Origin of the sequence: Pseudomonas sp. KT_2_4 (genome assembly GCF_041410225.1) — a bacterium.
Taxonomy (GTDB): Bacteria; Pseudomonadota; Gammaproteobacteria; order Pseudomonadales; family Pseudomonadaceae; genus Aquipseudomonas; species Aquipseudomonas paracarnis.
Map to the genome: position 1 here is coordinate 5,411,260 of NZ_CP166962.1, position 25,325 is coordinate 5,436,584.

Below are 25,325 nucleotides of genomic sequence, written 5' to 3' on the forward strand. Positions count from 1 at the left end.
GAGCAAGCCCGCTGCCACATTTGATCGCCTGCAACCTTGGATCAAGGCTGGGGCGGGGGGCCGCCGGCATTTTGATCTTCAGTACGGTTTAAGCGCCGTGGCACTTCTTGAATTTTTTCTCGCTGCCGCACGGGCAAGGATCGTTGCGACCGACGTCCTTCAACGCATTGCGCACCGGCTCTTGATGAGCGTGGCCGCAGTTCGGGCCGTGGACATGGCCGTGGTCGTGATCATGATCATGGTGGTCGTGATCGTGGTTGCAGTCAGGACCATGGACATGGGGTTGCTGTGTCATCGATGTTGCTCCGGAATAAAATCGCCGGGGATTATCTCGCCATTGTGTGCCACCTGCACGTCATTACCGATGAATAATCCGGTTTTCAGTTCGCCTTCCAGGCGATAAGGCACGGGCTCGTCGGGATTTTTCAACATCTGCACCACCTCGCGCACCTGCGGCCAGAGGTTGGTGCGCACCGAGACCTTGAAGAATTTATGACTGCGTGGCGGTACGGTCAGCCACTCGTTGGACTCGCCTTCGGTCAATACCAGGTTGCCCAGGCTGACCTTGTAGACCAGGCCGCGCACGGTCAGGTCGGCGTCGTCGCGGTTGTCCACGCGAAAGTACAGCTTGAATTTCTGTTCCAGCAGCTTGGCCCGTACCACTTCGACCTTGACCAGGGAAACGTGGGGTGGCGGCGCGTCGTCTTCGAACCAGGACGCGCAGCCGGTCAGGCCCAGGGTCAACGCCAGTATCAAGCTATACATCCGAAGCATGGCGTTATCCCCGTCGAGTCATTAGAAGTAGCTGGAACAGCACTTCTTGAATTTCTGCCCACTGCCACACAAACAGGCATCGTTACGTCCGGCCTTCACTTCTACCGTAGGGTCGATGAAGTACCAGCGCCCTTCATTCTGTACGAAAGAAGACTGCTCGCGGTGACTATGTTCACCGGTAGCGTCATGCCAGCGCGCGGTAAAGGTGACAAAGGCGTGTTCCGGCTGGCCGCCGAACACCTCGGAGCTTTCAACCTCCAGCCCCAGCCAGGTGCTCTGGGCACTCCAGGCGGCAATGGCGTCGCGGTCCAGGCCGGCCTGTTGCGCAGGCAGCGTAGTGGCGACCAGGTAATCGACCAGGCCCAGCACATAGGCGCTGTAGCGCGAGCGCATCAACGCGCTGGCACAGGGGGCCGGGTGACCGGCGTGATAATGGCCGCAGCAGGCATCCAGCAGATTGCCGCTGCCACACGGGCAAATGGATGTACTCATCGGGTTACCACCAATACTTTCCGAAGTTTTCCGGGTTGGCCCAGAAGCGGGCGTTGAGCCAGTCCGGCACCTGTTTATAGTCAAGCAGATCATAGGTAAACAGCGTGAGTACCTGATCATCGCGTTGGAAGCGTTCACCGGCTTGCAGGGCCAGGGAGAAAAAGTCGGTGTCCTTCCAGTCGCAGGCACTCAGGTCGACCAGCACCGCAATGCGGCTGGCGTTGAGGTTACGAATGCCACCGAGCAAGGTCAGGCCTTGGGGTTTGGGCAGGTGCTCCAGGCAGTCGACCACCAGCGCGAGGTCAAAACGCTGCACCGCGAGGTCTTCCGACAACGGCCCTGGCGCGGCATAGAACACCTCGGTGTCCGGGTGCGCAGCTTTGAAGGCATCCAGCGCCGGAAATTGGCTGGCGCCCACTAACAACAGGCGTTTTGGCCTGTGAAGGTCCAGCAGGGCCGCCAAGGCGTGTTGGGGCGTACGGGCAGAAATTCCAGCGGTCATTGCAGATCCTCGCATCAAGACCGTAGAGACTAGCGCGGCTAGGCGCGTGGGCCTAGAGCGCGACGGTCGATACCCACCGAGGCAGAACTGAAGTTTTTTGATCCTTCACTGGCAAATCGCCGGTAGAAGTCGTTACTGTGCGCTCAAAGAAAAATTTGAAAACACTCAGGAGCCCCATGATGCGTAAGGTTTTTCTGCTGGCCCTGTTGGTCAGCCCCGTTGCCCTGGCCCAGAGCGTCAGTGTCGAAACCAATTCCTTGATGCGCCTGCCCAGCAGCACCAGCGTGTTGCAGCTTGAACGCCTGGACGTAGCGGACTACGGCACCTTGCTGATTCCGGCCACTATCAGCCAGGTCACGGTGGATGAGCTGCACTTGGGGCGCGACGCACGCATCACCATTGTGCCCGGCAATACCGCCTTGCAAATGCAAGTGCGCGAGGCGCAGTTGGAGCACGGTAGCCAGATCACCTCACGGGGCGCCCCCGGCACCCACGAAAAACCCGCCAAAGCTGGGCGTGACCTGACCTTGCGCATTAACTCGCTGACTGCCCAAGCGCTGTCGGTGGATGCCCGTGGCGGCGCTGGCGCCCAAGGATATGCGGGCCTGGACGGTGCCAACGGCGTGGACCCGGGTTGCACCTGGGGCTCAGCCGGGCGCGGCTTTAATGGCGATAACGGCGGCGATGGCCGGCCAGGGGCGGCGGGCGCCCAGGTACGCCTGGAGTTGCCGCAGGCGTTCCCGGCTGAACAGATCAAGGTCTGGGTCGATGGCGGGCCGGGCGGCCTGGCTGGGGTGGCGGGTAAACCCGGCAAGGGCGGGCAATCCAAGGGCTGCCTGGTGTACCGCGCGGACGGCGGCGAAAAGGGCCGGCCAGGGTTGGAGGGGCAACCGGGGCCGGCTGGGCCTGCGGGGTCTGTGACTATCCAGCGGCTCTGAGTCGCCTGGCCTGACGCTATCGCGGGCAAGCCCGGCTCCCACATTTGGAATGCATTCCAGTGTGGGAGCCGGGCTTGCCCGCGATAGCGTTGTAAGACTCGCCTCAGAACATCGGCCGAGCCGAAGCCACCGCCACCACCACCAACCCCACGATCAAATTAATCCCCACCAACCTGCGAATCTGCCCCAGCGCAGCCGCGCCCGCCGGCCAATCCTCAGCCGCCACCGCTGCCTTCAGCTCCGGGAACTTCAACGCCTGGATGCGGATAAACAACGCCGTCATCACCAGATACAACCCCATCATCACCTGTACATAACGCGGCGCGGTCTCAAAACCACTGAAACGCAGTTGCAGCAAACCAATGCCGCTGATCGGCAAAAGCACCACCGCCACCCATACCCATACAAAAAAACGTTGAAACACATTTGCCCATAGCTTGAGCCGGGCAGGGCCCTCAAGCGCCGCCATGGCGGCGGGGCGCAGGATCATCCAGGCGAAAAACATGCCGCCGACCCAGATCAAGGCGGCCAGTACATGCAGGGTGTAAGCGAGGCTAAACGCGGTCATTGTGGTACTCCGTTCTGCGCGGGATTAATTAGCGGGGTATGATAGCGGCCGATCCGAACCACTGAAAATTTATCCAGCGTTTTTTGCGCCCGACTATCCATGATCAGCACTGAACTCAAAACCACGATCCAGGGCGCCTATTCGCGTTTTCTCGAAGCCAAGAGCTTGAAACCGCGCTACGGCCAACGCCTGATGATCGCCGAAGTGGCAAAAGTCCTCGGGGATATCGACACCGACGACGAAGGCCGCCGCGAGGGTGAGCCTGCGGTAGTGGCCGTCGAGGCCGGTACCGGTACCGGCAAGACGGTGGCCTACAGCCTGGCTGCGATCCCTACGGCCAAGGCTGCTGGCAAGCGCCTGGTGATCGCCACCGCTACCGTCGCGCTGCAAGAGCAGATCGTCTACAAAGACTTGCCCGACCTGATGCGCAACAGCGGCTTGAGCTTTACCTTCGCCCTGGCCAAGGGCCGTGGCCGCTACATGTGCCTGTCCAAGCTCGACGTATTGCTGCAGGAAGGCCACGCCCAAACCGCCACCGCCTCCTTGTTCGAAGAAGAAGGCTTCAAGATCGAGGTGGATGAGGCCAGCCAGAAGCTGTTTACCAGCATGATCGAGAAGCTGGCCGGCAACAAATGGGACGGCGACCGCGACAGCTGGCCCACTGCCCTAGAAGACTCCGACTGGGCGCGCCTGACCACCGACCATAGCCAATGCACCAACCGCCATTGCCCCAACTTCGGCCAGTGCGCGTTCTACAAGGCGCGCGAAGGCATGGGCAAAGTGGACGTCATCGTCACCAACCACGACATGGTATTGGCTGACCTCGCCCTGGGCGGCGGTGCGGTACTGCCCGACCCCCGCGACACCCTCTACGTCTTCGACGAAGGCCACCACCTGCCAGACAAGGCCATTGGCCATTTCGCCCACTACACCCGTTTGCGTTCCACGGCCGACTGGCTGGAAACCACTGCCAAGAATCTCACCAAGTTGCTGGCCCAGCACCCGTTACCCGGCGACCTGGGCAAGTTGATCGAGCAAGTGCCGGAGCTGGCGCGCGAGATCAAGACCCAGCAGCAATTCATGTTCAGCGCCTGCGAGCAGGTGGCGGACTTCAAGCCCGGTGAAGACGTCGAAGGCCGAGAGCGCCCGCGCCACCGTTTTGTCGGCGGGATGATTCCCGAGCACATGCGCGAAATGGGCATCGAGCTGAAGAAAGGCTTTTCACGCCTGACCGACCTGTTCACCCGCCTGACGGACTTGCTCAAGGAAGGCATGGATGGCGAGGTCAATATCGGCATCGCCAGCAACCAGGCCGAAGAGTGGTATCCCTTGTTCGGCAGTTTGCTGTCTCGTTCCCAAGGCAATTGGGAGCTGTGGACCGCCTTTACCGTCGAAGACCCGGAAGACAACCCGCCCATGGCCCGCTGGCTGACGTTGTCGGAAAGCGGTGCGTTGTTCGATATCGAGGTCAACGCCAGCCCGATCCTCGCCGCTGAAATGCTGCGCCGCAACCTGTGGAACGTCGCCTACGGCTGCCTGGTAACCTCGGCCACGCTGACGGCCCTGGGCACCTTTGACCGCTTCCGCATGCGCGCCGGCCTGCCGAAAAAAGCCGTCACCGCCGTGGTGCCCAGCCCGTTTCATCACGCTGACGCCGGCGTGCTGCGGGTGCCAGACCTCAAGGCCGACCCACGGGACGCGGCGGCGCACACGGCGGCGATCATTCGCGATTTGCCGTCGTTGGTGGAAGGCTCCCGCGGCACCCTGGTGCTGTTCTCGTCGCGCAAACAGATGCAGGACGTGTTCGACGGCCTCGACCGCGACTGGCGCAAGCAGGTGTTTATCCAGGGCAACCTGTCCAAGCAGGAAACCCTGAACAAGCACAAAGCGCGGGTCGACGGTGGGGATTCCAGTGTGTTGTTCGGCCTGGCCAGCTTTGCCGAAGGCGTGGACTTGCCCGGTGCCTACTGCGAACACGTGGTGATCGCCAAAATCCCGTTCTCGGTGCCGGACGACCCGGTCGAGGCCGCACTGGCCGAATGGATCGAAGCCCGGGGCGGCAACCCGTTCATGGAAATCTCGGTGCCGGATGCTTCACTGAAGCTGGTGCAGGCCTGCGGGCGTCTGCTGCGTACCGAAGAAGACCGCGGCACCATCACCTTGCTCGACCGTCGCCTGGTTACCCAGCGCTATGGCAAGGCGATCCTCAATGCGTTGCCGCCGTTCAGGCGCGAAATTTCTTAAGCCACCGTGGGCGGATTCGCCCACTCTGTGGTCTATCTCATCACTATCATCAGGCCAGTCATCGGCCGTTTGGGAGAACCTTGTTCGTATGATCCGCACGCTGCCCGCTCTTTTTGCCCTGCTGTTCGCTGCGCCTTTGATGGCGGCGCCCGAGGGGCAACAAACGCTGTTCAACTTCGTCCGGCCTGCCGATGTGGTCAAGGTGGCGACCCAGGACGCCAGCCTGCCGCAATACAACGCCGAACAAACCCCCGAAGGCGAGGTGCTGCGCCGCATCACCTTCAACCCAGCGGCCGAGCCGAGCCTGGTGCTCAGCCCGCAGACGGGGACGTGGGATTGGTCGCAATCGAGCGCCATGAGCCTGCGTATCCAGAGCGCAATGAACTGGGCGCTGACCCTTTACGTCAAGGTGCAGAGCGCCGACGGCAAGACGCTCGTCAGCCGCATCGACCTGCCGGCCGGCCCGGCTCAGACGTTGCTCGTCCCGCTGCAAGCCAACGCTCCCCTGAGCCAGGGCATGAAGGCCGGCCCGCCGATGCCGATGACGGTGGATGGCCAACGGGTATTGCTGGCCGCCAGCGCCGGCGAAATCGACCGCAGCCAGGTGGTCTCGGTGACCCTGTCGATGCTCAAGCCCAATGCCGCCCAAAGTATCCTGCTGGAGCGCTTTGGCGTGCAGGACAGCGAGCCAGTATTGAAGGCTGCCTACACTGAACTAGTGGATGCCTATGGCCAATCCAACCGCGCGCGCTGGCCGGAGAAGGTCAGCAACGACGAGCAACTCAAGGCATCGGCCGCCAAGGAACAACAGCAGCTCAAGACCTGGCTGGCCGAGCGGGACAAGTCCTCCCTGGATCAATACGGTGGCTGGAAGAAGGGCCCGGCCTTCGACGCCAGCGGCTTTTTCCGCACCCAGAAGCGCGACGGCCGCTGGTACCTGGTGACGCCGGACGGGCATCCGTTCTACTCCCTGGGTGTGAACACCGTGGCGCCGGACAACAGCCAGACCTACGTGGCGGGGCGCGAGTGGATGTTCGCGGCGCTGCCCAAGGCCGGCGAACCCTTTGACAAGTACTACGGCAGCGACGACAGCCGCACCGGCAACGGCGCCGGCGAAGGTCGCGGCTTTGGCTCAGGGCGTTGGTACGATTTCTACGGCGCCAACCTGCAACGCACTTACGGCGGTGACGCGTTGGACCAGCCACGCTGGGTGACCCATACCCTCGATCGCCTGCAAGCCTGGGGCTTTAACACCGTCGGCAACTGGAGCGATCCCGACCTGGCCACTGCCGACCGCGTGCCGTACACCTTGCCGCTGTCGATTGTCGGTGACTATGCCAGCATCAGTACCGGCACCGACTGGTGGGGCGGTATGCCCGATCCGTTCGACCCGCGCTTTGCCATGGCCACCGAGCGCGCAGTGGCTATTGCCGCACGCGATCACCGTGACGATCCTTGGCTGATCGGTTTCTTTGCCGACAACGAACTGGCCTGGGCCGGTCCTGGCGAGGATGCAAAATCTCGCTACGCCCTGGCGTACGGCACCCTGCGCATGACCACCGACGTGCCGGCCAAGCGCGCCTTCCTCAAGCAACTGCGCGATAAATATCGCAATGAAGAGGGCCTTTCCAAAGCCTGGGGTATTCAACTGGCTGGTTGGGAACTGATGGAAGACCCAGGCTTCGAGCCGCCGATGCCCAGCCCTGAACACCCGGAAATCGAAGCCGACTTCAAGTATTTCCAGAAGACCTTCGCCGATGCTTACTTCAAGACCATTTCCGACTCGCTGAAGTGGCACGCACCCAACCAGCTGTTGCTGGGCGGCCGTTTTGCGGTGAGCACGCCCGAGGCCGTCGCTTCGTGCGCGCAGTATTGCGACGTGCTGAGCTTCAACATGTACACCTTGAAACCCCAGGACGGTTATGACTTCGCCGCGCTGCGTGCGCTGGACAAACCGGTACTGATCACCGAATTCAACTTTGGCTCCGCCGACCGCGGCCCGTTCTGGGGCGGCGTGACGCAACTGGCCCGCGAAGAGGACCGCGGCGCGGCGTACTCTGCCTTCCTCAAGCAGGCGGTGGCCGAGCCGTCGATTGTCGGGGTGCACTGGTTCCAGTACCTGGACCAGCCGGTCACCGGGCGTCTGCTGGATGGTGAAAACGGCCATTTCGGCCTGGTCGGCATCACCGATGTACCCTTCCAGGGCTTTGTCGAGACGGTGCGCAAGAGCAACCTGGCCGCGCTCGACCAGTTGGGCCGTGAGGCGCAAAAAGCCAAGGCCACCCAAGCGACGCGTGAGAGTGACGCCGCCAAACCTGGGCGTGACGGCAAAGGCGCGGGGCAGGGCGCCGGGCACCCTGGCGGGCATGCTGGGAATGGGCATTGATTCATCGTTGACGGGTTCACAAAACCCACAATGGCTGAAAGAATGGCGACCAATTTTCATGGTGTTTTCCGAGGGGACTTAGGTGCAGATTCAGGGTCATTACGAGCTGCAGTTCGAAGCGGTGCGCGAAGCCTTCGCCGCCCTGTTCGATGATCCTCAGGAGCGTGGTGCCGGGCTGTGCATCCAGATCGGCGGGCAAACCGTCGTCGACCTGTGGGCCGGTACTGCCGACAAGGACGGTGCCGAGGCCTGGCACAGCGATACCATCGTCAACCTGTTCTCCTGCACCAAGACCTTCACGGCAGTGACTGCCCTGCAACTGGTGGCCGAAGGCAAGCTCAAGCTCGATGCGCCGGTAGCCGAGTACTGGCCGGAGTTTGCCGCTGCTGGCAAGGACGCGATCACGCTGCGCCAGTTGCTCTGCCACCAGGCCGGGCTGCCCGCCATCCGCGGAATGCTGCCCACCGAGGCCCTGTACGATTGGCAATTGATGGTCGATACCCTGGCGGCAGAAGCCCCGTGGTGGACACCGGGCCAAGGCCATGGCTATGAAGCGATCACCTATGGCTGGCTGGTTGGCGAACTGTTGCGCCGCGCCGATGGGCGCGGGCCGGGGGAGTCGATCGTGGCGCGGGTGGCACGCCCCTTGGGGCTGGACTTCCATGTGGGCCTGGCGGATGAAGAGTTTTATCGCGTCGCCCATATCGCACGCAGCAAAGGCACTATCGGTGATGAAGCCGCGCAACGGTTACTTCAAGTAATGATGCGCGAGCCTGCGGCGATGACTACCCGTGCATTTGCCAACCCACCGTCTATTCTGACCAGCACTAATAAGCCCGAATGGCGACGCATGCAGCAGCCTGCGGCGAATGGCCACGGTAATGCGCGCAGCCTGGCCGGGTTTTATAGTGGTTTGTTGGACGGTAGTTTGCTGGAAAGCGACATGCTCGAACAATTGACCCGCGAGCACAGTATCGGGCTGGATAAAACCTTATTGACCCAAACCCGTTTCGGCCTGGGCTGCATGTTGGATCAACCGCAGTTGCCCAATGCCACGTTCGGCCTTGGGCCACGTGCATTCGGGCATCCCGGGGCAGGGGGATCAGTCGGGTTTGCCGACCCTGAACATGATGTAGCCTTCGGTTTCGTGACTAATACCCTGGGGCCTTACGTACTTATGGACCCGCGGGCCCAGAAGTTGGTCGGAATATTGGCCGGTTGTCTATAAACCCCTTGCTGTTTCACAATTTTTTGTTACAAAGGCAAGTATAAAAAAGATGCTGAACGACATGTTGTAACTTGAATGTTCTTTTAGCGTCTGTTTAACGGGTCCCGCGACCCCCCTGGTTTTTTCTCATTTTGTGGATATCTCATGTTATCGAACAAGTCTTTGGCACTGGCGCTGTGCCTCACTATTACGGGTTGTGCACAAACTCCACAAAATGATGCCGAAGGTGGGCATTGGTGGTCATTTGGATCTGACAAAGCTGCAACCAAGGATCCAGTGGCCCAGACCGACACCAAGCCGGATGCCAAACCCGACGCCAAGCCGGCCGCCGGTGCCAAGCCTGTTGAACCTGTCACCGCTGCTGCCGCTACCCCGGCCGCCAAAGCCGACACCGGTTACAGCTGGTGGCCGTTTTCCACCAAGACCGCCGAAGAAAAAGCCGCCGACGCCAAGGCTGACCTGAAAGCCGACCTCAAGGCGGCAACGCCGGCCTCGGACGCAGCGCCTGTCGTCGCCAAGACCGATAGCGAGCCGCGCTGGTGGTGGCCTTTCGAAAGCAAGCCAAAGCCTTTGGCCAAGGTCGATGTGACCAACGTACAAATGCCTGACCCGAAAGTCACCCAAGCCTGGCTGGACGAATACGAACCACGCCTGCGTGCGGCCATCAAGGACAGCAACCTGCAACTGGAGCGCCGTGACAACACCCTGGTCGTGATTGCTCCGGTAGACGGTTCCTACAACCCGAAGCGCCCGGCCATGTTACTGCCGGTGACCCTGGGCCCGTTCACGCGGGTGGCCAAGGCTGTTGAAGCTGACCCGAAGACCGCCGTACTGGTGCTGGGCCACGTTGATGCCACTGGCAGTGCTCCCGCCAGCCAGGCGTTGAGCAAGGAGCGTGCGCAGTCCATTGCCTCGATTTTCAGCCTGAGTGGTCTGAAACAGGATCGCTTGATGCTGCGTGGCATGGGCGACCTTATGCCGCGTGCCGCCAACGACAGCAATCAGGGGCGTGCGCTGAACCGTCGCATGGAAATCATGTTCACTCAGCGTACAACGATGTTGGCACTGCTGAGCAAGTACAACTCCGGCAAGACCCCGCCCGTAGCCGAAATGGTCGCGGTGCAGAATGTGCCTGCACCAGCACCGGCGGCAAAAGCGCCTGCCAAAAAGGCCACGGCCAAGAAAGCGGCGGCCAAGCCAGCGGCTAAAAAGGCTGCGGCCAAGCCGGCTGCCAAGAAGCCGGCTACTGCAAAAGCCAAGGCGGCACCCGCTTCGAACGACCAGGCGAAAAACTGAGCTGTTGAACCACAAGGATAAAGCCGCATGACCCAGGCACTGGCCGATATGCGCCGTGACTACACACGGGACGGTTTGAGCGAGGCCCAGGCCCCGGACGAGCCGTTTGCGTTGTTCCACCAATGGTTTGCTGATGCGGTGAAAACCGAACAGCCGCCAGTGGAGGCCAATGCCATGACGCTGGCGACGGTGGATCAGGACGGTCGCCCGCACTGCCGTATCCTGCTGCTCAAGGGCCTGGATGCACAGGGCTTTACCTTCTTCACCAACTATCAGAGCGCCAAGGGTGAACAACTCGCGGCGCGGCCGTTTGCGGCCATGACCTTCTTCTGGCCAACCCTGGAGCGCCAGGTACGCATTGAAGGGCGCGTGGCCAAGGTCACGCCTGAAGAGTCGGATGCTTATTATCAGGTGCGCCCATTGGGCAGCCGCCTGGGCGCCTGGGCCTCTCCGCAGAGCAAAGTCATTCGTGATCGCGAAGAGCTGCAGGCGCTGCTCAAGGCCACTGAAGAGCGTTTCAGCGATACCCAGCCCGATTGCCCCGAGCATTGGGGAGGGTACCGTTTACTGCCTGAGCGCATCGAGTTCTGGCAAGGCCGGGCCAGCCGCCTGCATGATCGCCTCAACTACCGTTTGCAAGACGGCCAATGGTGCCGCGAGCGCCTGGCGCCCTGAGCGTCACCTTTCGTCATCCCACCTGAATCAACACCGTTGCGTCGAAGTCTCTGTTCAAGAGACTTCGGACGCTTTCGGCTGTGCGGCTACACTGATCGAGCCGGTTATGGCATCGTTCCGTACCCTGGCTTGGTTACCGTTCGTCGAGTTCTCTGGTGCTGGCAGTCTGTACTCAGGCTGAATGAAAGCAAGTTTCTGCCTGGTGCGCCGTGACACGCGCCAAGCCACAGCGTTTAATGAATACCTGTCCTTTGGAGTTGATGCTATGCGTAAGTCCGTTTTACTAGTTGCCTGCTTTACCACCCTGTCGTTGCTGCTGGGTGGCTGCGCCTCGAGTCTGACCGGCGACTCGTACTCTCGTGATGAGGCGCGTCGTGTACAGACCGTTCGCATGGGCACCATCGAATCCCTGCGTCCAGTGAAAATTGAAGGCACCAAGACCCCAATCGGTGGCGCTGCGGGTGCAGTTATCGGCGGCGTTGGCGGCAGTGCCATTGGTGGCGGCCGTGGCAGCATCGTCACTGCTGTGATCGGCGCAGTTGCGGGCGGCCTGCTGGGCTCGGCCACTGAAGAAGGCCTGACCCGTACCCAGGGCGTGGAAATCACCGTGCGCGAAGACGACGGCAGCATGCGTGCTTACGTACAAGCCGTGCAGGAAAATGAAATCTTCCGCATTGGCGACCGCGTACGCATCATGACCGTCGACGGTACCAGCCGCGTTACTCGCTAAGCCTTAAGCTTCAGGCGAAGAAAAACCCCAACCGGGTGACCGGTTGGGGTTTTTGTTTGTAGGAGCGAGCAAGCTCGCTCCTACAACTGACTGACTTCAATCATGCAACGACGGCTTTCTTGCGACTTGCCATCGCCGTCACCGCATACCCGATAAAGGCCGCCAGGATCGACCCGGTCAGAATCCCCATGCGATCTTCACCGGCAAACTCACTGGCGCCTGGCACAAACGCCAGGGAGCCGACAAACAGGCTCATGGTGAAGCCGATCCCGCACAGAATCGCCACGCCCATTACCTGACCCCAGTTGGCGCCGCTGGGCAGTGAGGCGATGCCGGTTTTGATCGCCAGCCAGGTGAGGCCGAACACACCGACGGTCTTGCCGATCAAGAGACCGGCGGCGATGCCCATGGGCACGGAGTGGGTGAAGCTCTCCAGGCTGACACCTGTCAGAGAGACCCCGGCATTGGCAAACGCGAACAGCGGCAGGATGGCGTAGGCCACCCACGGGTGCAGGGCGTGTTCCAGGCTCAGCAGCGGTGAGGTTTCGGCATTTTTGGTGCGCAGTGGAATGCAGAACGCCAGGGTTACACCCGCCAAGGTCGCATGCACACCGCTCTTGAGCACGCACACCCACAGGATCAGGCCGATGATCATATACGGCCCCAGTTTGATCACGCCCAGGCGGTTCATCGCAATCAGCGCAATCAAGCACGCCCCCGCGCCCGCTAGGGATGCCGTGGACAAGTCAGCGGAATAGAACAAGGCAATGACGATGATGGCGCCAAGGTCATCAATGATCGCCAGGGTCATCAGGAACAGTTTCAGTGACACCGGTACGCGCTTGCCCAGCAGGGCCAGCACGCCCAGAGCGAAGGCAATGTCGGTGGCCATGGGGATCGCCCAGCCAGCGAGGGCGGCCGGGTTGTCCTTGTTCAGCGCCCAGTAGATCAGCGCCGGCACCACCATGCCGCCGATGGCCGCTGCGCCAGGCAACACCACTTGCGAAGGCTTGGACAGGTGACCATCGAGCAGCTCACGCTTGACCTCCAGGCCGATCAACAGGAAGAACAGGGCCATCAAGCCATCGTTGATCCAAAGCAGCGCCGGCTTGGCGATTTTCAACGCGCCAACCTGAGCCACCACCGGCGTGTCGAGAAAGGCGTTGTACAGGTGCGACAACGGTGAGTTGTTGATAATCAGCGCCAAAGCGGCAGCGGCGATCAACAACAGACCACTGGCGGCTTCCAGCTGGAAGAAACGGGTGAAAGTGCTACGCAGAGGCAAGGGATGCTCTCCAATCCAGGTTCAATAGGTGGGTACCCTAACCCGTACCGTTAGTTGTTAAAACAAAAGTTATATTCTTATTTGTTATAAGGGATGGGCCGGGGCATCGGTGGGCTAAAGACTAGCAATTGTGTGTCCAATTGCGTCGTCACTGTATCTGTGTGAAGCGTGGGAAACATCCTAAGATCACCGCTGAAAACCTTTAGAGAACCCACCATGAGCGACCACCGTACCTGGGCCCGCGAAGCCATTCGTATCATTGAAGCGGACTTCCAGCGGAGCGCCGATACCCACCTGATCCCGCTGCCATTACCGGGTTTGCCAGGCATCGAGTTGTACTTCAAGGATGAGTCCAGCCACCCCACCGGCAGCCTGAAACACCGGCTGGCGCGCTCGCTGTTCCTGTATGCGCTGTGCAATGGCTGGCTCAAGCCGGGCGCCCCCGTTATTGAAGCGTCCAGCGGCTCTACGGCGATCTCGGAAGCCTACTTCGCGCGCTTGCTCGGCTTGCCGTTTATTGCCGTCATGCCCGCGACCACGTCCCAAGAGAAGATCGCCCAGATTGCCTTCTACGGTGGCAAGAGCCATCTGGTCCAGGACCCGACGCAGATCTACGCCGAATCCGAACGCCTGGCCCAGGAAAGCGGGGGGCACTTCATGGACCAGTTCACCTACGCCGAGCGTGCCACCGACTGGCGGGCAAACAACAACATTGCCGAGTCGATCTTCCAGCAGATGCGCTTTGAGCAGCACCCGGAGCCGAGTTGGTTGATTTCCAGCCCTGGCACCGGCGGCACCACCGCGACCCTGGGCCGTTATGTGCGTTATCGCCAGCATTGCACCCGGGTGCTGTGTGCCGATGCCGAACGCTCGGTGTTTTTCGATTTCTACCAGAGTGGTGACGCCAGCCTGCGCCTGGACTGTGGCTCGCGGATTGAAGGGATTGGTCGCCCGCGGGTGGAGGCATCGTTTCTGCCCGCGGTGATTGACGCCATGGTCAAAGTGCCGGATGCAGTGTCCCTGGCGGCCATGCATTACCTGGCTGAGCGTTTGGGGCGACGGGTTGGCGGGTCCAGCGGGACCAACCTGATCGGTGCGCTGATGGCGGCGCAACAGATGAAAGCGGCGGGGGAGTCGGGGTCGATCGTTGCGATCTTGTGCGATGGCGGTGAGCGCTATGCCACGACCTATTACGATCAAGCGTGGCTGGCGGGGCAGGGCTATGAGCTGGAAGGGTTGATCGCGGCGGTTGCGGCGAGTGTCGAACGCGGTGAGGCGCTACCCGCTAACATCCTGCGCGCTAATATCTGACACCCCACTATCCAACTGTGTGCGGGCTTGCCCGCGAAAGCGGAGCGTCAGTCACTGAATTTTTAACTGCACCACCGCTATCGCAGGCAAGCCAGCTCCCACAGTGGTCGTGTATTGCCCCCAGGATCAACGCCCGGCACAGATCCCCTGTGGGAGCGGGCTTGCCCGCGAAAGCGGCGTGTCAGTCACCTAGTCTTTAACTGCACCACCGCTTTCGCAGGCAAGCCAGCTCCCACACGGGATTTATGCTGGCCGTCAGCGTGCTTCAGGCCTCGATGCCGAGCATATCCCGCGCCAACGCCTCGGCGATCCGAATCCCGTCGACACCCGCCGACAGAATCCCACCGGCATAGCCTGCGCCTTCACCGGCCGGGAACAAGCCTTTGACGTTCAGGCTCTGCATCGACTCGTTGCGGGTAATGCGCAGTGGGGACGAGGTGCGGGTCTCGATGCCGGTCAGCACCGCATCGTGCAGCGAGTAGCCTTTGATCTGTTTCTCGAACGCTGGCAAGGCTTCGCGGATGGCTTCGATGGCGAAGTCCGGCAAGGCCAGCGCCAGGTCACCCAACGACACGCCGGGTTTGTAGGACGGCTCCACGCTGCCCAGCGCCGTGGAGGGCTTGCCAGCGATGAAGTCGCCCACCAGTTGCGCGGGGGCCTCGTAGTTACTACCGCCGAGGATGTAGGCGTGGGACTCCAGGCGTTCCTGCAACTCGATACCGGCCAGCGGGCCGCCTGGGTAATCCACCTCGGGGGTAATGCCTACCACGATGCCAGAGTTGGCATTGCGCTCGTTACGCGAGTATTGGCTCATGCCGTTGGTCACGACGCGATGGGGCTCCGAGGTCGCAGCCACGACGGTGCCGCCCGGGCACATGCAGAAGCTGTAGACCGAACGGCCATTCTTGGCGTGGTGCACCAGTTTGTAGTCCGCTGCGCCCAGCTTGGGGTGGCCAGCGTATTTGCCCAAGCGTGCGGCGTCGATCAGCGACTGCGGGTGCTCGATACGGAAACCCACCGAGAATGGCTTGGCTTCCATGTACACGCCACGGTCGTGGAGCATGCGGAAGGTGTCACGGGCGCTGTGGCCCAGGGCAAGAATCACATGCTTGGAGAGGATCTGCTCGCCGCCGTCGATGACCACGCCGTTCAACTGGCCGTCTTCGATCAACACGTCGGTGACCCGTTGTTCGAAGCGCACTTCACCGCCCAGGGCGATGATCTGCTCGCGCATGTTTTCTACCACGCCGGTCAGGCGGAAGGTACCGATGTGCGGCTTGCTGACGTAGAGAATTTCTTCCGGCGCGCCGGCCTTGACGAACTCGTGCAGCACTTTGCGACCGTGGAATTTCGGGTCCTTGATCTGGCTGTACAGCTTGCCGTCAGAGAAGGTACCGGCGCCGCCTTCACCAAATTGCACGTTGGACTCTGGGTTGAGCACGCTTTTGCGCCACAGGCCCCAGGTGTCCTTGGTGCGTTGGCGCACTTCCTTGCCGCGCTCGAGGATGATCGGCTTGAAACCCATCTGTGCCAGCAGCAGGCCGGCGAAAATCCCGCAGGGACCAAAACCTACCACGATCGGCCGCTCAGCCAGGCCTTCCGGCGCCTGACCCACCACCTTGTAGCTGACATCCGGTGCCGGGTTGACGTTGCGGTCGTCGGCAAACTTGAGCAGCAGCGCGGCTTCACCCGTCACGTTCAGGTCGACGGTGTAGATGAAGCACAGCTCGGAGGTCTTTTTACGCGCATCGTAGCTGCGCTTGAACAGGGTGAAATCGAGCAGGTCATCACTGGCGATGCCCAGGCGCTGCACGATGGCCGTGCGCAGGTCTTCTTCGGGATGGTCGATGGGCAGCTTGAGTTCGGTGATTCGTAACATGACAGGATCCGGTAGGCGGCGGGCAAGAAGGCCGGCTGTTTTGCAAACCGGCGATTATAAGCCCCAATGGCAAGTTTCCGTCAGGTTAAAACAGCACAGGGGCTAATCAGTCGTCCCGCGAGCCGCCGAACGCCGCGCAACCACGCTGCACCTGGCCGTTCACGCGCAGCTCGGCGCTCATGTGCTGCAGGCTGCCGCTCACACTGTCGACGCAGCGCTGGGGCGCCACCCATAGTTCGATGTGCTGGTTATTGGCTTCGGTCATCAGGTTGAAGCGGCCGTCGCCCAGTTGTTCCTCGACGTACGGCACTGCCAAAGGTGGCTGGCCCTCGCGCTCCAGCACCATGCCCTTGGCCGTGACGTTCATCGCCCAGGCGGGTTTATGGCCGTTGGCCCGCAGGATCATGCGCTTGAAATCCGGGTCAGAGCACGCTGAGGTCGAGCGTTCGACGCGATACAGCTGTTGCAGGTCCACTGAACCCTGGGTGCCGCTGGCGACCCCGGAAAACTTGCCACGCAGGTCGGCAAACAGTATGCCCTGCTGGCCAGCCAGCGAGGCGGCTTCCTGCAGGACGCTGGTGCCGCCGGTATCGTTGACCACGTAGCTACGCTGGTCGCCACAGGGCTGGAACAGCAGTTTGCCGTCCACCGCCGTCAACTCACCCTGCATACGGGTCAGCCCGACAGTCGATGGCTTGGCCGGCTCGCTTTCGAACAATTGGCAGGCGGCGAACACAGGAAGCAAGGCAAACAGGGCGAGGGTACGGGCGGCGCGCATTATCGGGTCTCCAGGCAAGTGCCGCCACGTTACGCAGGCTGGCCGTGCATCACAAGCCCGCTTGCCAGCTTCAGGCGTTTCTTACGGATCTCACCCTCAACCTACGATAAAGGTCTGACCGGTTTGCAGGCCCTCGACGCTTTTGGCGTAAGCCAGTGCCACATCGGCGGCCGGGGCAGGTTTGTAGCCACGGAAATAGGGAGCATAGCTGCCCATGGCTTCCAGCAACACCGTCGGGCTGACCGAGTTGATGCGCAGGCCGCGTGGCAACTCGATGGCCGCCGCTTTGACGAAGGCGTCCAGTGCACCGTTGACCAAGGCCGCCGAAGCACCGGTGCGGATCGGGTCACGGTTCAGAATGCCGCTGGTGAACGTGAACGAAGCACCGTCGTTGGCGTATTCACGGCCGATCAACAGCAGGTTGACCTGGCCCATCAGTTTGTCACGCAGGCCCAGTTCGAAATCGCTGTCGTTCATGTCTGCCAGGGGCACGAAGTTGACGCTGCCTGCCGCGCAGATCAGCGCGTCGAACTTGCCGGTCTGCTCGAACAGCTTACGGATCGAGTTGCTATCGCTGATATCCACCTGGAAGTCACCGCTGGTGCGGCCGATGCTGATCACTTCGTGGCGCTGGGCCAACTCTGCCTTGACTGCTGAACCGATGGTGCCGCTGGCACCAATCAATAGGATTTTCATCGTGCTGTTCCTCTGGGGCTGACTCCCTGCAGGAGCGAGCTTGCTCGCTCCTGCAGGGGTTGGGATTTGCATTCAGTCTAGTGTGGCTTTTTAGCTGGATAAACGCGCTAATAGGCAACCTTTGGTTTTCAAATGGAAACAGTCCATGAGCGAAATGGATGACTTGGCGGCGTTCGCCGTGCTGATCGAAGCCGGCAGTTTCACTGTGGCGGCCGCACAATTGGGCTGCAGCAAAGGGCAGTTGTCCAAGCGCATCAGCCAGTTGGAAGCGCAGTTTGCCGTGGTTTTGCTGCACCGCACTACGCGCAAGCTGAGCCTTACTGCTGCCGGCGCGGCGTTGCTGCCCCAGGCACAAGCATTGGTGGTGCAGGTGGAACGCGCGCGCCAGGCCTTGGCGCGGCTCAAAGATGATTTGGCCGGCCCTGTACGTATGACTGTCCCGGTGTCGTTGGGTGAAACCTTTTTCGATGGCTTGTTGCTGGAATTTTCCAAGCAATACCCGCAGGTGCAGATCGAGCTGGAGCTTAACAACAGCTACCGGGACCTGGCGCGCGATGGCTTTGACTTGGGCGTTCGCTCGGGCGCCCTCGAAAATGAACGCCTGGTAGCCAGGCCTTTACTGGCCTGGCATGAGATGACCTGCGCCAGCCCGGCCTATCTGGAACAGCATGGCGAGCCGCAGACCCCGGCGGACCTGGCGGCGCACAGCTGTTTGCTCAACAGTCATTACAGTGGTCGCGAGGAATGGTTGTACCACCAGCAACACGAATTGCTGCGGGTAAAGGTGAGCGGTACCTTCGCCTCCAACCACTACAACCTGCTGAAAAAAGCCGCCTTGGTCGGCGCCGGTATTGCTCGCCTGCCGTCCTACGTTTTACCCACGGAGCTGGCTGATGGCCGATTGCGCTGGCTGCTGCGCGACTATCAGACGCGCAGCATGCCGATGTACCTGGTGCATCCCTACCAGGGCGGCCTGCCACGGCGTACCCAAGTGTTGGCCGACTACCTGGTGGACTGGTTCAAGCGCAGCGGCGAGGCACTGGATCGACTTCAGCGATAACGACGGGCAATCAGGTGGTCGATGGACAGCCAACCTGGGCCTTTGGCAAGCAACAGCAATAACAGCGCAAGCCAGGTGCCATGAGTGGGATAGGCGTCGGGGTAGACGAACAGTTGGATGGTCAGGGTCATGCCGATCAAGGCCAGGGCCGAAAAGCGCGTGGCGAACCCCAGCAGGATCAATACCGGAAAAAAGTGCTCGGCAAAGGTTGCCAAGTGCGCGGCCACCTCGGGCGACAGCAGAGGCAATTGGTATTCGCTGCGAAATAAAAACAGGGTCGAGGCGGCAAGTTTGGGCTCACCCCATTGGAAGGTGCCGCTGATCAGGTCAATGGCAAAGCCTTCGACCTTGGTCTGGCCAGACTTCCAGAACACCGCCGCAATGGAGAAGCGCGCGATAAAGGCGATCAGGCTGTAGGGGATTTTTTCAAACAGTGCGACGGTTCGCTTTACCAGGCAAGGAGCGGGAATGTTCATGGCAATACCTCGGGTTGCAGATGCAAATGAGTGATGGCGTCGTGGCTGATCAACAGCGTGAGACATTGGTGCAAATCGAATTCGGTTGAGGCTTCCAGGGCATCAGCGATGGCCATTTCCAGCCCGGCGCCTTGGTTGAGGCGGTTGATAAAGGTCACAGACCCGCGGTCGATGGCGAACACCTTGACCGCTAAGCCTTGGCGCAAGACCAGCGCGCCTTGGGCATACCAAAGGTGCAAAGTGGCGATAGCCCCGTCGACCTGATGCGCCGCCCAGACCGATACCACCGCGTAGGAAGATTCCAGCGTGGCAAGTGACGGATGCAGTCGTACACGCAGTTGCCCCAGTTGCGCGCAGCCTTGCAGTTGCCGAAGTACGCTGTGCTGATCCAGAACCTGGCAATCCGCCGCGTGATAAGCGCGAACCCTCAAGCGTTCCAGCCGGGCGACATCGGCCAGGTAGGGCACGCTCGAGGCCGGTTCGAAACCTTGGATAAAGTCAGAGAACGTGCTGCCGTACTCACTTATCAACGGGCTGGTGGGCGGATGAGCCTGGGCATACAGGCCGGCCATGGCGCGGAAAAATTCATCGCCGACCAGTTGCCGGGCCACCGGGTAGGCGGCCGCCAAAGCATTGATCAACGCGCTATGGACATTGTTTCGATACACCGCAAAGCGGCTCGTCGGCTCAGCACCGTTGCTGCTGAACACGCCCTCGGGGCAGGTTGCTTGCGGGGCCAGTAAAGCCTCGGCGAATGTTTGCTGAATACTCATCTGTCCACCTGCGACAAATACCATTCGGCCTGCCGGGCCTCTGTTTGCAGCACGCTGAACGCGGGCACCTGGTTATCCCGCTCGATCAGCGTCGCCACCGCTCCGGTTCGCGCCAGTACCTGTGCGTACAGCTGCCACACGGCGTTATCGATCGGCGCGCCGTGGTCGTCGATTAGTAGGCGGTCGCCCAGGCTGTCGGTGTCTTCGGCAAAACCGGCCAGATGAATCTCACCCACCGCGTGCAATGGCAGGGCATCGATGTAGGCCAGCGGGTCGCGCTGGTGATTGATGCAGGACACGTAGACGTTGTTGACGTCGAGCAGCAGGCCGCAACCGGTCCGGCGGACGATCTCGCTGATAAAGTCGGTTTCGTCCAAAGTAGAGCGCTGGAACTGCAGATAAGTAGACGGGTTTTCCAGCAGCATCGGGCGCTTGAGCGTGCTCTGTACTTGGTCCACGTGTTCGCATACCCGCTCCAGGGTGCTGGCGTCGTAGGCCAGGGGCAGCAGGTCGTTGAGAAACACCGGGCCGTGGCTGGACCAGGCCAGGTGTTCGGAAAAAGACTGGGGTTGGTAGCGTTCGATCAGCGTGGCCAGGCGTGCCAGGTGCTCGCGGTCCAGAGGACCTTCGCCGCCAATAGACAGGCCGACGCCGTGCAGTGACAGGGGGTACTGCGCACGAATCAACCCCAGGTAGTGATGAAACGGGCCGCCGGCCACCATGTAGTTTTCGGCGTGTACTTCGAAAAAACCGATGTCGGGGCGGGTCTCGAGCACCTCGGTGAAGTGCTCGGTCTTGAGCCCCAGCCCGGCCCGATAGGGAAGGCCGGGCACCTGAGCCGGTGAGACCGCGTGTTGGGCTGTAGGCGTCATCATCAGTACTCAGGCTGCGCGGGGTTCAGGATTTGGCGGTGAAGGCCGCTTCCTGGCCAAAACCGGTCGGCGAGGTGGTGCTTGGGGTCTGGGTGCACGTGCCGGCAGGGACCAGTTTCCAGGCATTGGCCTGGTCTTTGGTTTTGGAGGTGCCAGCGCAGGAAGTGCCGGCGCCCGCGGCGCAGTCATTCTTGCCGGCTTCAGCCACGCCGAAGCATTTCTGCATGTCGTCGGCCGCGTGGGCGGTGGTGGTCAGGGCGGACAGGCTCAGGGCAGAACCAAGGGCCAGAACGAGGGTGGCAGCGGACAGTTTGGTGGTCATGGTGTGTCTCCAGCAGTGGTTGAATGCGCAGGCTTGATTGCCTGCATGCACCACTAGAGAAAGGGGGAGGGAATTCGTTACAAAGCCATCGAAAAAAACTGCAAAACAACACCTATTTAATGGCTTATACAAAGAAAATGTGGGAGTCGGGCTTGCCCGCGATGCAAACGCCTCGGTTCTTCAGATACACCGGGGTGATGCTATCGCAGGCAAGCCAGCTCCCACACAAGCCAGCTCCCATTTAGAACTTGCTCTTTCTTAGCCGCCGAGGTACGCCTCCCGCACCTTCGGATCCGTCAGCAATTGCTCGCCGGTGCCCTGCATCACCACCCGGCCATTCTCCAGCACATAGGCACGGTCAGCGATTTTCAGCGCCTGGTTGGCGTTCTGCTCCACCAAAAACACCGTCACACCGTCCTTGCGCAGTTGTTCGATGATGTCGAAGATCTGCTGGATGATGATCGGTGCCAGGCCCAGGGAAGGCTCGTCCAGCAACAACAGCTTGGGCTTGCTCATCAGCGCCCGGCCGATGGCGAGCATTTGCTGCTCGCCGCCGGACATGGTGCCGCCGCGCTGGCTGAAGCGTTCCTTGAGGCGGGGGAACAGGTGCAGCACCTTGTCCATCTGCTCCTGGTAATCGCCCTTGTCGGTAAAGAACCCACCCATGGCCAGGTTCTCTTCCACGGTCAGGCGCGAAAACACCCGACGGCCCTCCGGCACCACCGCAATGCTCTTGCGCATGATCTCGGCGGAGTGCTTGCCCACCAGTTCTTCACCCATGTAGCGGATGCTGCCACTGTAGGCTTGCGGCGAACCGCACAAGGTCATCAGCAAGGTCGATTTGCCAGCCCCGTTGGCGCCGATCAGGGTCACGATCTCACCCTGGCGTACTTCGACGTTGACGCTGTGCAGGGCCTGGATCTTGCCGTAGAAAGTGGAAACGTTTTCGAATTGCAGCATTTTACGCTTCCCCCAAGTAGGCTTTGATCACTTCGGGATTGTCGCGGATCTGCTCCGGCGTCCCATTGGCCAGCGGCGTGCCCTGGTTGATCACCACGATGTGGTCGGAGATGCTCATGACCAGTTTCATGTCGTGTTCGATCAACAGCACCGTGGCATTGTTTTCCTCACGCAGCACACTGATCAGCGCCTTGAGGTCTTCGGTTTCCTTGGGGTTCAGGCCCGCGGCAGGTTCGTCGAGCATCAGGATGCGCGGGCGGGTCATCATGCAGCGGGCGATTTCCAGGCGACGTTGCTGGCCGTAGGCGAGGGTGCCTGCCGGGCGGTTGGCGAACTCGGTCAGGTTGACCTTGTCCAGCCAGTACGCCGCGTATTCCATGGCCTCGCGCTCGCTCTTGCGGAACGCCGGGGTCTTGAACAGACCTGCGAAGAAGTTGGTGTTCAAGTGACGGTGCTGGGCGATCAACAGGTTCTCGACCGCCGTCATGTCCTTGAACAACCGCACGTTCTGGAAGGTACGCACCACGCCCTTGCGAGCGATCTCGTGACCGGCCAGGCCCTGGATCGGCTGGCCGTCCAGCAGGATGCTGCCGCCGCTCGGCTTGTAGAAGCCGGTGAGGCAGTTGAACACCGTGGTCTTGCCGGCGCCGTTGGGGCCGATCAGTGCTACCACTTGTTTCTCTTTGACGGTCAGGGCCACGCCATTGACCGCCAGCAAACCGCCGAAGCGCATGCTCAGGTTTTCGACTTTCAGGATCTCGCGGCTCATTTGCGCAGCTCCATGTGTGGACGTTGCATGGGCAGCAGGCCTTGAGGGCGCCAGATCATCATCAGCACCATCATGGCGCCGAACATCAACATGCGGTATTCGCTGAACTCACGCATCATTTCCGGCAGCAGGATCATCACGATGGCCGCCAGGATCACGCCCAGTTGCGAGCCCATGCCACCCAATACCACGATGGCGAGAATGATCGCCGACTCGATAAAGGTGAACGATTCCGGCGTCACCAGGCCTTGGCGAGCGGCAAAGAAGCTGCCGGCAAAGCCTGCGAACGCAGCGCCCAGGGTGAACGCGGATAGCTTGATGATGGTCGGGTTCAGGCCCAGGGCGCGGCAGGCGATTTCATCTTCGCGCAACGCTTCCCAGGCGCGCCCGATGGGCATGCGCAGCAGGCGGTTGATCACGAACAGAGCCGCCAATGCCAGCAACAGCGCGACCAGGTACAGGAACACCACTTTGCTCACCGGGTTGTAGGCAATCCCGAAGTACTCGTGGAAGGTCTGCATGCCTTCGGCGGCGGTGCGGTCGAACGACAGCCCGAAGAACGTCGGCTTGGGAATGCTGCTGATACCGTTGGGGCCACCGGTGATATCGGTGAGGTTACGCAAGAACAGGCGAATGATTTCCCCGAAGCCCAGGGTCACGATGGCCAGGTAGTCACCGCGCAGGCGCAGCACCGGGAAGCCCAGCAGGAAGCCGAACGTAGCCGCTGCCATACCGGCCAGTGGCAGGCAGATCCAGAAGCTCCAGCCCAGGTAGTGCGAGAGCAGCGCGTAGGTGTAGGCACCCACGGCGTAGAAGCCCACATAACCCAGGTCGAGCAGGCCGGCCAGGCCCACTACGATGTTCAGGCCCAGGCCCAGCAACACATAGATCAGGATCAGGGTGGCAATGTCGACCGCGCCGCGCGAGCCGAAGAACGGCCAGATCAGCGCCGCGATGATCAACCCGATGATGATGTAGCGCTGGGTGCGCGGCAGGGTCAGAAATTGGCTGACCTTGGGCGACACCAACGGGCCACGGTTGCCCTTGAACAAGGCACCGACCTGCTGCGTGAACAGTACACGCAGGAACATCAGCACCGAACACAGGGCGATGATGGTCAGGGTCACTGGCCCGGTGCCGTGCACCTCCAGGTTGATGCCGACAATGCTCAGCTTGAGGCCGAGTACCGGAAAGGCCACGGCCCATACCAGCAAGGCGCTGAAAAACGCCGATTTAAGATATCTGCTCATACTTTCTCAACCTCCGGACGGCCCAGGATGCCGGTCGGACGGAACAACAACACCAGAACCAACAGGCCGAACGCGACGACGTCCTTGTACTGGTCACCGAAGATATCGGCGCCAAAGGCTTCGGCCACACCCAGCACCAGCCCGCCGAGCATGGCGCCCGGAATGCTGCCGATGCCGCCCAATACCGCTGCGGTAAAGGCCTTGAGGCCCACCAGGAAGCCGGCGTTGGGGTTGATCACGCCGTATTGCATGCTCAGCAACACGGCCGCCACGGCCGCCAGCGCAGCACCAATGACGAAGGTCAGGGCGATGATGTTGTTGGTGTTGATGCCCAGCAGGTTGGCCATCTTGATGTCTTCGGCGCAGGCCCGGCAGGCGCGGCCCAGACGGGAGCGAGAGATGAACAGCGTCAGGCCCAGCATGGCCACCAGGGTGACCACGAAAACCAGAATCTGCATGTACGAAATCAGCACTTCTTGTGCGCCACCCGGGCCGAAGGAGATGCTCCCCGGAATCAGGTTGGGAATGGACTTGTCCTTGGAGTCCTGGGACAGCAATACGGTGTTCTGCAGGAAAATCGACATGCCGATGGCAGAAATCAGCGGGATCAAACGGTTGCTGCCACGCAAGGGACGGTAGGCAACCCGCTCGATGCTGTAGCCATAGGCACTGGTCACGATGATCGACGCCAGGAACGCAGCGGTCATCAACAGCGGCAGGGAGTGGATCCCCATCATGGCCAGCCCGGCAAGGGCGATAAAGGCCACGTAGGAACCAATCATGTACACCTCGCCATGGGCGAAGTTGATCATTCCAATGATGCCGTAAACCATTGTGTAGCCAATGGCTATCAAGGCATAGGTGCTGCCAATGGTCAGGCCATTAACCAGCTGTTGGAAAAAATGATAGATCTCAGGCATTACAGCGCTCCTAAAAACCCGATACGCATTTCACTGGTGGAGTCATTTCCGGCTCGGTGCCCTGTTCTGTGACCAGGTTGCACAAAGCGTTTGCCAGCGAACCGCTGGTGACGGTTTTAAGATTTTCAGGTGAGCCAGCGC

The 25,325-nt window shown here is 61.0% G+C and carries 26 protein-coding genes; 9 read left to right on the forward strand and 17 right to left on the reverse strand.

What is annotated here, in order from left to right:
• Nucleotides 1-88: 88 nt before the first annotated feature.
• The 4 genes from AB9N64_RS24865 to AB9N64_RS24880 are packed head-to-tail and all read right to left on the reverse strand — an operon-like array spanning nucleotide 89 to nucleotide 1,768.
• Nucleotides 89-295, reverse strand: a complete 207-nt coding sequence (locus AB9N64_RS24865) for an SEC-C metal-binding domain-containing protein (protein ID WP_057975615.1) — start codon at nucleotides 293-295, stop codon at nucleotides 89-91.
• Nucleotides 292-774 (reverse strand): LEA type 2 family protein, encoded by a 483-nt coding sequence (locus AB9N64_RS24870; protein ID WP_032873061.1) that lies wholly within the window; start codon nucleotides 772-774, stop codon nucleotides 292-294. The genes AB9N64_RS24865 and AB9N64_RS24870 overlap by 4 nt, the downstream gene beginning before the upstream one ends.
• 21 nt (nucleotides 775-795) lie before the next feature.
• Nucleotides 796-1,266 carry a YchJ family protein gene (locus AB9N64_RS24875; RefSeq protein WP_003189238.1) on the reverse strand — a complete coding sequence of 157 codons (471 nt, stop codon included), beginning with the start codon at nucleotides 1,264-1,266 and terminating at the stop codon, nucleotides 796-798.
• A 4-nt stretch (nucleotides 1,267-1,270) separates the two neighbouring features.
• Complete coding sequence (locus AB9N64_RS24880) at nucleotides 1,271-1,768, reverse strand: DUF6231 family protein (RefSeq protein ID WP_014717260.1); 498 nt, start codon at nucleotides 1,766-1,768, stop codon at nucleotides 1,271-1,273.
• A 179-nt stretch (nucleotides 1,769-1,947) separates the two neighbouring features.
• Between AB9N64_RS24880 and AB9N64_RS24885 the strand changes: the two genes are divergently transcribed.
• Entirely contained in the window at nucleotides 1,948-2,706 is a 759-nt protein-coding gene (locus AB9N64_RS24885) for a collagen-like protein (RefSeq protein WP_019817848.1), read from the forward strand.
• A 103-nt stretch (nucleotides 2,707-2,809) separates the two neighbouring features.
• Here the strand turns inward: AB9N64_RS24885 and AB9N64_RS24890 are convergent, their stop codons facing one another.
• On the reverse strand, nucleotides 2,810-3,274 hold the full coding sequence (locus AB9N64_RS24890) for a CopD family protein (RefSeq protein ID WP_019817847.1): 465 nt from the start codon (nucleotides 3,272-3,274) through the stop codon (nucleotides 2,810-2,812).
• A gap of 99 nt (nucleotides 3,275-3,373) precedes the next feature.
• Here AB9N64_RS24890 and dinG point away from each other — a divergent pair, with 99 nt between their 5' ends.
• From dinG to AB9N64_RS24920, 6 genes are all read left to right on the forward strand, one after another.
• Nucleotides 3,374-5,518 (forward strand): ATP-dependent DNA helicase DinG, encoded by a 2,145-nt coding sequence (gene dinG / locus AB9N64_RS24895; RefSeq protein ID WP_014717263.1) that lies wholly within the window; start codon nucleotides 3,374-3,376, stop codon nucleotides 5,516-5,518.
• An 88-nt stretch (nucleotides 5,519-5,606) separates the two neighbouring features.
• The gene (locus tag AB9N64_RS24900) at nucleotides 5,607-7,904 is read left to right on the forward strand and encodes a beta-galactosidase (protein WP_058410203.1); all 2,298 of its coding nucleotides are present in this window, start codon (nucleotides 5,607-5,609) and stop codon (nucleotides 7,902-7,904) included.
• An 82-nt stretch (nucleotides 7,905-7,986) separates the two neighbouring features.
• Nucleotides 7,987-9,132, forward strand: coding sequence for a serine hydrolase domain-containing protein (locus AB9N64_RS24905; RefSeq protein WP_371359748.1), 1,146 nt, complete (start codon nucleotides 7,987-7,989; stop codon nucleotides 9,130-9,132).
• Between the two features lie 144 nt (nucleotides 9,133-9,276).
• A complete protein-coding gene (locus AB9N64_RS24910; RefSeq protein ID WP_074059124.1) occupies nucleotides 9,277-10,428 on the forward strand; it encodes an OmpA family protein in 1,152 nt (383 codons plus the stop codon).
• A gap of 27 nt (nucleotides 10,429-10,455) precedes the next feature.
• The gene (gene pdxH, locus AB9N64_RS24915; protein WP_019817843.1) at nucleotides 10,456-11,103 is read left to right on the forward strand and encodes a pyridoxamine 5'-phosphate oxidase; all 648 of its coding nucleotides are present in this window, start codon (nucleotides 10,456-10,458) and stop codon (nucleotides 11,101-11,103) included.
• A gap of 265 nt (nucleotides 11,104-11,368) precedes the next feature.
• Complete coding sequence (locus AB9N64_RS24920) at nucleotides 11,369-11,833, forward strand: glycine zipper 2TM domain-containing protein (protein ID WP_003189251.1); 465 nt, start codon at nucleotides 11,369-11,371, stop codon at nucleotides 11,831-11,833.
• 100 nt (nucleotides 11,834-11,933) lie between these two features.
• Here AB9N64_RS24920 and nhaA read toward each other — a convergent pair whose 3' ends face one another.
• Nucleotides 11,934-13,118 (reverse strand): Na+/H+ antiporter NhaA, encoded by a 1,185-nt coding sequence (gene nhaA / locus AB9N64_RS24925; RefSeq protein WP_019817842.1) that lies wholly within the window; start codon nucleotides 13,116-13,118, stop codon nucleotides 11,934-11,936.
• Between the two features lie 216 nt (nucleotides 13,119-13,334).
• On the opposite strand from nhaA, the gene AB9N64_RS24930 reads away from it, so the two are divergent.
• Nucleotides 13,335-14,429, forward strand: a complete 1,095-nt coding sequence (locus tag AB9N64_RS24930) for a PLP-dependent cysteine synthase family protein (protein ID WP_014717269.1) — start codon at nucleotides 13,335-13,337, stop codon at nucleotides 14,427-14,429.
• A gap of 265 nt (nucleotides 14,430-14,694) precedes the next feature.
• Here the strand turns inward: AB9N64_RS24930 and AB9N64_RS24935 are convergent, their stop codons facing one another.
• The 3 genes from AB9N64_RS24935 to AB9N64_RS24945 form a co-directional block, all read right to left on the reverse strand.
• Nucleotides 14,695-16,308, reverse strand: a complete 1,614-nt coding sequence (locus tag AB9N64_RS24935; protein WP_014717270.1) for an NAD(P)/FAD-dependent oxidoreductase — start codon at nucleotides 16,306-16,308, stop codon at nucleotides 14,695-14,697.
• A 106-nt stretch (nucleotides 16,309-16,414) separates the two neighbouring features.
• Nucleotides 16,415-17,086 (reverse strand): COG3650 family protein, encoded by a 672-nt coding sequence (locus tag AB9N64_RS24940; protein ID WP_014717271.1) that lies wholly within the window; start codon nucleotides 17,084-17,086, stop codon nucleotides 16,415-16,417.
• 96 nt (nucleotides 17,087-17,182) lie between these two features.
• A complete protein-coding gene (locus AB9N64_RS24945) occupies nucleotides 17,183-17,782 on the reverse strand; it encodes a short chain dehydrogenase (RefSeq protein ID WP_014717272.1) in 600 nt (199 codons plus the stop codon).
• A 145-nt stretch (nucleotides 17,783-17,927) separates the two neighbouring features.
• Here AB9N64_RS24945 and AB9N64_RS24950 point away from each other — a divergent pair, with 145 nt between their 5' ends.
• The gene (locus AB9N64_RS24950; protein WP_019817839.1) at nucleotides 17,928-18,842 is read left to right on the forward strand and encodes a LysR family transcriptional regulator; all 915 of its coding nucleotides are present in this window, start codon (nucleotides 17,928-17,930) and stop codon (nucleotides 18,840-18,842) included.
• On the opposite strand, the gene AB9N64_RS24955 is transcribed toward AB9N64_RS24950, so the two are convergent.
• The 8 genes from AB9N64_RS24955 to livH all read right to left on the reverse strand — a co-directional run bounded on the left by AB9N64_RS24955 (nucleotide 18,833) and on the right by livH (nucleotide 25,184).
• A complete protein-coding gene (locus AB9N64_RS24955) occupies nucleotides 18,833-19,318 on the reverse strand; it encodes a DoxX family protein (protein WP_014717274.1) in 486 nt (161 codons plus the stop codon). The genes AB9N64_RS24950 and AB9N64_RS24955 overlap by 10 nt on opposite strands.
• Entirely contained in the window at nucleotides 19,315-20,091 is a 777-nt protein-coding gene (locus AB9N64_RS24960) for a DUF2063 domain-containing protein (RefSeq protein WP_371359749.1), read from the reverse strand. The genes AB9N64_RS24955 and AB9N64_RS24960 overlap by 4 nt, the downstream gene beginning before the upstream one ends.
• Nucleotides 20,088-20,966 carry a DUF692 domain-containing protein gene (locus AB9N64_RS24965; RefSeq protein ID WP_014717276.1) on the reverse strand — a complete coding sequence of 293 codons (879 nt, stop codon included), beginning with the start codon at nucleotides 20,964-20,966 and terminating at the stop codon, nucleotides 20,088-20,090. The genes AB9N64_RS24960 and AB9N64_RS24965 overlap by 4 nt, the downstream gene beginning before the upstream one ends.
• A gap of 22 nt (nucleotides 20,967-20,988) precedes the next feature.
• On the reverse strand, nucleotides 20,989-21,285 hold the full coding sequence (locus AB9N64_RS24970; RefSeq protein WP_014717277.1) for a DUF2282 domain-containing protein: 297 nt from the start codon (nucleotides 21,283-21,285) through the stop codon (nucleotides 20,989-20,991).
• A 258-nt stretch (nucleotides 21,286-21,543) separates the two neighbouring features.
• Nucleotides 21,544-22,245: an ABC transporter ATP-binding protein gene (locus tag AB9N64_RS24975; RefSeq protein ID WP_003193540.1), complete on the reverse strand. Its 702-nt coding sequence runs from the start codon at nucleotides 22,243-22,245 to the stop codon at nucleotides 21,544-21,546.
• Nucleotide 22,246: 1 nt separating this feature from the next.
• Nucleotides 22,247-23,014 carry a high-affinity branched-chain amino acid ABC transporter ATP-binding protein LivG gene (gene livG / locus AB9N64_RS24980; protein ID WP_003193538.1) on the reverse strand — a complete coding sequence of 256 codons (768 nt, stop codon included), beginning with the start codon at nucleotides 23,012-23,014 and terminating at the stop codon, nucleotides 22,247-22,249.
• Nucleotides 23,011-24,264 (reverse strand): high-affinity branched-chain amino acid ABC transporter permease LivM, encoded by a 1,254-nt coding sequence (locus tag AB9N64_RS24985; RefSeq protein WP_014717278.1) that lies wholly within the window; start codon nucleotides 24,262-24,264, stop codon nucleotides 23,011-23,013. The genes livG and AB9N64_RS24985 overlap by 4 nt, the downstream gene beginning before the upstream one ends.
• Nucleotides 24,261-25,184 (reverse strand): high-affinity branched-chain amino acid ABC transporter permease LivH, encoded by a 924-nt coding sequence (livH, locus tag AB9N64_RS24990; protein ID WP_003193535.1) that lies wholly within the window; start codon nucleotides 25,182-25,184, stop codon nucleotides 24,261-24,263. The genes AB9N64_RS24985 and livH overlap by 4 nt, the downstream gene beginning before the upstream one ends.
• Between the last annotated feature and the right edge of the window lie 141 nt (nucleotides 25,185-25,325).

Excerpts from the sequence above, each read along its gene's own strand:
- livH (WP_003193535.1), bottom strand. The coding sequence starts at position 25,184 with ATGCCTGAGATCTATCATTTTTTCCAACAGCTGGTTAATGGCCTGACC.
- pdxH (WP_019817843.1), top strand. The coding sequence starts at position 10,456 with ATGACCCAGGCACTGGCCGATATGCGCCGTGACTACACACGGGACGGT.
- AB9N64_RS24930 (WP_014717269.1), top strand. The coding sequence starts at position 13,335 with ATGAGCGACCACCGTACCTGGGCCCGCGAAGCCATTCGTATCATTGAA.
- AB9N64_RS24975 (WP_003193540.1), bottom strand. The coding sequence starts at position 22,245 with ATGCTGCAATTCGAAAACGTTTCCACTTTCTACGGCAAGATCCAGGCC.
- AB9N64_RS24945 (WP_014717272.1), bottom strand. The coding sequence starts at position 17,782 with ATGAAAATCCTATTGATTGGTGCCAGCGGCACCATCGGTTCAGCAGTC.
- AB9N64_RS24910 (WP_074059124.1), top strand. The coding sequence starts at position 9,277 with ATGTTATCGAACAAGTCTTTGGCACTGGCGCTGTGCCTCACTATTACG.
- AB9N64_RS24890 (WP_019817847.1), bottom strand. The coding sequence starts at position 3,274 with ATGACCGCGTTTAGCCTCGCTTACACCCTGCATGTACTGGCCGCCTTG.
- AB9N64_RS24870 (WP_032873061.1), bottom strand. The coding sequence starts at position 774 with ATGCTTCGGATGTATAGCTTGATACTGGCGTTGACCCTGGGCCTGACC.
- AB9N64_RS24885 (WP_019817848.1), top strand. The coding sequence starts at position 1,948 with ATGCGTAAGGTTTTTCTGCTGGCCCTGTTGGTCAGCCCCGTTGCCCTG.
- livG (WP_003193538.1), bottom strand. The coding sequence starts at position 23,014 with ATGAGCCGCGAGATCCTGAAAGTCGAAAACCTGAGCATGCGCTTCGGC.
- AB9N64_RS24865 (WP_057975615.1), bottom strand. The coding sequence starts at position 295 with ATGACACAGCAACCCCATGTCCATGGTCCTGACTGCAACCACGATCAC.
- AB9N64_RS24940 (WP_014717271.1), bottom strand. The coding sequence starts at position 17,086 with ATGCGCGCCGCCCGTACCCTCGCCCTGTTTGCCTTGCTTCCTGTGTTC.
- AB9N64_RS24920 (WP_003189251.1), top strand. The coding sequence starts at position 11,369 with ATGCGTAAGTCCGTTTTACTAGTTGCCTGCTTTACCACCCTGTCGTTG.
- AB9N64_RS24950 (WP_019817839.1), top strand. The coding sequence starts at position 17,928 with ATGAGCGAAATGGATGACTTGGCGGCGTTCGCCGTGCTGATCGAAGCC.
- AB9N64_RS24960 (WP_371359749.1), bottom strand. The coding sequence starts at position 20,091 with ATGAGTATTCAGCAAACATTCGCCGAGGCTTTACTGGCCCCGCAAGCA.
- AB9N64_RS24985 (WP_014717278.1), bottom strand. The coding sequence starts at position 24,264 with ATGAGCAGATATCTTAAATCGGCGTTTTTCAGCGCCTTGCTGGTATGG.
- AB9N64_RS24880 (WP_014717260.1), bottom strand. The coding sequence starts at position 1,768 with ATGACCGCTGGAATTTCTGCCCGTACGCCCCAACACGCCTTGGCGGCC.
- AB9N64_RS24965 (WP_014717276.1), bottom strand. The coding sequence starts at position 20,966 with ATGATGACGCCTACAGCCCAACACGCGGTCTCACCGGCTCAGGTGCCC.
- AB9N64_RS24955 (WP_014717274.1), bottom strand. The coding sequence starts at position 19,318 with ATGAACATTCCCGCTCCTTGCCTGGTAAAGCGAACCGTCGCACTGTTT.
- dinG (WP_014717263.1), top strand. The coding sequence starts at position 3,374 with ATGATCAGCACTGAACTCAAAACCACGATCCAGGGCGCCTATTCGCGT.
- AB9N64_RS24935 (WP_014717270.1), bottom strand. The coding sequence starts at position 16,308 with ATGTTACGAATCACCGAACTCAAGCTGCCCATCGACCATCCCGAAGAA.
- AB9N64_RS24900 (WP_058410203.1), top strand. The coding sequence starts at position 5,607 with ATGATCCGCACGCTGCCCGCTCTTTTTGCCCTGCTGTTCGCTGCGCCT.
- AB9N64_RS24875 (WP_003189238.1), bottom strand. The coding sequence starts at position 1,266 with ATGAGTACATCCATTTGCCCGTGTGGCAGCGGCAATCTGCTGGATGCC.
- AB9N64_RS24970 (WP_014717277.1), bottom strand. The coding sequence starts at position 21,285 with ATGACCACCAAACTGTCCGCTGCCACCCTCGTTCTGGCCCTTGGTTCT.